This window comes from Bacillus cereus group sp. BfR-BA-01349, assembly GCF_022663795.1.
Taxonomy (GTDB): domain Bacteria; phylum Bacillota; class Bacilli; order Bacillales; family Bacillaceae_G; genus Bacillus_A; species Bacillus_A cereus.
Genome location: NZ_JAKUGE010000097.1, coordinates 1 through 3,639 on the forward strand (window position 1 = coordinate 1; position 3,639 = coordinate 3,639).

The window sequence follows — 3,639 nt, forward strand, 5'->3', positions numbered from 1 at the left end:
CACAATCGATTAAAAAATAATACAATAAGGAATTAAGCTCGTAACATAGCCCTCCACGATGGGTTAATAATAATTTATTTTGGATATTCTCCCTGGTAATTTTTTTGATATTTTTGTCCATAACGTCTAAATTTTCATAGGGTAATACATATCCCATTTGCAGAAGAATCCCATGTATATCTTTAAAGCTTACATCTTCTTTCCAAGACACCTTTAACCGGTTAAAAAAGTTTTCTTGCAATTTAGTCAACATTGTAAAACACCTTCCATTTATAGAAATATTAACCAACATCTATAATATTACACCGTTAAAATATATAGTCAAGTATAAAAAATTAAATCTTAAAAGGAAGGTAAAAACTCTACTAAAAAAATCGAATTCAAAGTTATAAAGGAAAATATGTTCATGTTGCTGGAGTATTGTCAATTTAAAAGTCGTAGTACATATATACTTGTTTAACTATTGAAATGTATTTTACGACAAATGATCGCCAGTATAAGTCTCATTTAGTAGCCTGCGCAGTTTACCCATTACATGATAAATATTTTTAAAGAAAAAGAAAGAAAAAGTCATAATACATCTTAAAAACTATAGAGCGAACTTTGTGGCAGCCAAGGAACTACATTGCTATCAATATAATTGAACTCAACGGCTAAAACAAGTTCAAATGTAGACATATCTCACGGTTTTATCACCTTATTCAATAAAATTTAAAAAGATGTTGGAGAATCGGGTAGCATCTTTCTGAAGTATCATAATAATGACCTATTAGAGCTATTTGAATATAGCCATATATCTCTGGATAATTGTCTTCCCTATTATTTTTAAATTTGATACGTCCATTTATATTTTAGTTTTTATGTTCTGCAAATTTACCTCTTGATTATAATCCTGATCTGATGAATTGTAGCAATTCCCCTACCATTATAATAACCTAGAAAGTTAATGTTTATATTTTTTAGGTTGGCAGGTTTATTTGATTTAATCTCTAAATTTTTTCCACCATTTTTCACTTTATCACCCAAATGAATGGATTTAATGCTCTTATCTTTTTTACGAATCAACTTGCAAAGTCAAATGATTTAGAAATTTAGTACCTGTACTAAGCTTTTTTCTTACATGTGAGAGCCTTTTGAATCTCTGCATCAGAAAAATCTAATACATCTATCTTGGTAGCGAATACCTTTGTAAGAGATACAACGTCCCACCATAAACATTTGTCTTAGTATTATCATGCAAATAAATGTGATGAATTGGATATAAACAAAAAACAAAAATAAGTCCTAGAATTCTAAGTCTTCTTTTTGTTTTTTGTGTAAGAAAATTATAACTGATTTAATTTTAAAACTTTATTTTTATAAATTAATTATATAATGGATACATTGTTAATGAATTACCTTTAAGTAACTTATTTGTTATTTAAACGCTTTGTTTTGACTTGATTTCCATTTTCATCATATTCCGTAAAGGTTGCTGTATAATAAGGGTTGCCTCCATTCAAAGTGAATTTAGCAGGTGTTTCGATGTATAAAGTGTCCCCGTTTTTTATATAATTTTTATTCCCAACTAATTGATAGAAATCGGTAGGTTTTACATGATTCCATTCATCAATTTCTGTCATTGCTTTACGAATATTAGATAAATCAATAGCTTTATAATTTGGATAAATAAATTTTTGAACTAAATCCTTATCATTAAAAGTAATTGTTAAATCTCCTTTTAAATCATGCGTTCCAGAGTATACCATTTTCTTCAAACTATGTTTTACGATCGCCTTATGTCCTGGCGCTAATGTGACTTCTTGTGAAGGAACGGTAAATTTATCAGATATTGTATTGGTTTCAGTTGCGGTAGTGGATAAATTATAGTTTACACTTGCTTCAAAATCCGCACCGGCTAAGGCCACTATTCCTTTAGCTGAAACTTTAAATCCTAATTGTAATCCATTGGTGATTGAAGTTGACTGGGATTTTGTATAATCTCTTTGAAAACTATCTGTTTTCATTTTTTGAGTTGTTCCTGTGATATTTTTTAATTCTGAAACACCATTATATATAGTATCCCCTGTCTTAGAAGTATAATTTACATTTGATATATCCATATCATTTAATGCTGCTACTTTTAGGCCCATCTGTTCAGCGATACTATCATACCCTCCTGGGCTAGCCAAATTATCCTTAAACCATGAAATAAATCTATTTGTTTGGTGACTATTATTTTGATCCTTAAATATCCAAAATCTAGCTAAAAACCATCCATCAATTATTTGTTCTTGCATATTAATGGATTTACCTGTCATTTTTGATTCAATATCTCTTTGTTTCATTCTATTGTGCACAATATCAATATAAGATTCTGCACGCTGCGTAATTGTTTGCTGATTAGTAACCGCATGTGACGAAGTTGTTTCTGCAGCGAAAACAGATATACTTGGAGTGGCGATTGTCGAAAGCATTAAAGCTGATAATGTACACATTGCTACTTTTGATGACTTGTATTTCATTATTACCCCTCCGTTAACTATTGTTTTTTCTGGATATTTTGTTTTTAAAGTGAAAAAGATTTGATTAAATAATTTTTTAAGGTTCAAATATAAAATTTATTATTATTTTACCTATTGATCTAATACACAAAAGTATTCATTTTGATCGTACTTCACTTATCTTATAGAACAAATTAAATTGATACCTAGCACGAAAACAAATTCCTATCCACTGTTAATATAAATTAGCAAAACATTCACTTCCTTACATTTGTATAATTTAATATAAATTCATCATATCTTGGTTTTCGAAATTTACAAACTAATTTTTCTCCTTTTCTCAAATGTAAATATTGTTTACATGTATGTTATTATTTTAGATTGATGTTAAGTTTCATCTAATACCTTATACACTCAATTCCTATATTGTCTTAATAGGTTATTTAAAAAATAAGTGCACTTACTAGAATTGAAAATATATAATTAAAATAAGGTGTACTATTGTTAGCATTATTTATTTTTTGATTTTTTTATTTTATTACGTCTTATAAGTTGAATAATTGACTTTTTTTTATGTGTTATTTTTATAATGATTAGACATATATTGAATTCATATCCAATATATATACAGTATAGTACTTAACTGAATTGCATAAACTAAAAAAAGACGAGATGCTGTCAACACCCCTTCTCATAACTGCTATTGTCAAGGTGGCTGTTATTATGCATTATCTTTTTCTAGATTCACGCTTGTACTTGTGACGGTGAAGCGTGGGTTTTTTTGTTGTCTTTTTTTCGAATTGCTTTCTCAGTGCGTATGCTGAAATCTCACACACAACAGCTCTTGCAAATTTCTTGTTATTATCCCTTTCGAATGGAAAGAAGGAATAATAACAAGCCCACCTTCACACGATATCCAGTTATACTTCTATACTCTAAAATAGAAAATCCGTCCAATTTTAGTCTGTTCATAATCTTTTAGTTTAGGAGTTTTATAAGATTTTAGTTTACTATAATCTCAATATGTATACTGTATTTCTTGATTTCTTCATAATTGGGGTACCGCCACATTGCTATCAAGCTAACAAAACAAAAAACCCCCTAAAATGAAAAAATACGCTATTCTTTTTGTAGAATCATAGGAAAGGATGGCGTT

At 28.8% G+C, this 3,639-nt stretch carries 2 protein-coding genes; both read right to left on the reverse strand.

The features are described 5' to 3' along the window. A partial coding sequence (locus tag MR169_RS27760) for an arylamine N-acetyltransferase (RefSeq protein ID WP_242320378.1) occupies positions 1-253 on the reverse strand: 253 nt, incomplete at its 3' end. Positions 254-1,409: 1,156 nt separating this feature from the next. Next, positions 1,410-2,504: an ETX/MTX2 family pore-forming toxin gene (locus tag MR169_RS27765; RefSeq protein WP_086405553.1), complete on the reverse strand. Its 1,095-nt coding sequence runs from the start codon at positions 2,502-2,504 to the stop codon at positions 1,410-1,412. Positions 2,505-3,639 lie beyond the last annotated feature (1,135 nt).

Excerpts from the sequence above, each read along its gene's own strand:
- MR169_RS27765 (WP_086405553.1), bottom strand. The coding sequence starts at position 2,504 with ATGAAATACAAGTCATCAAAAGTAGCAATGTGTACATTATCAGCTTTA.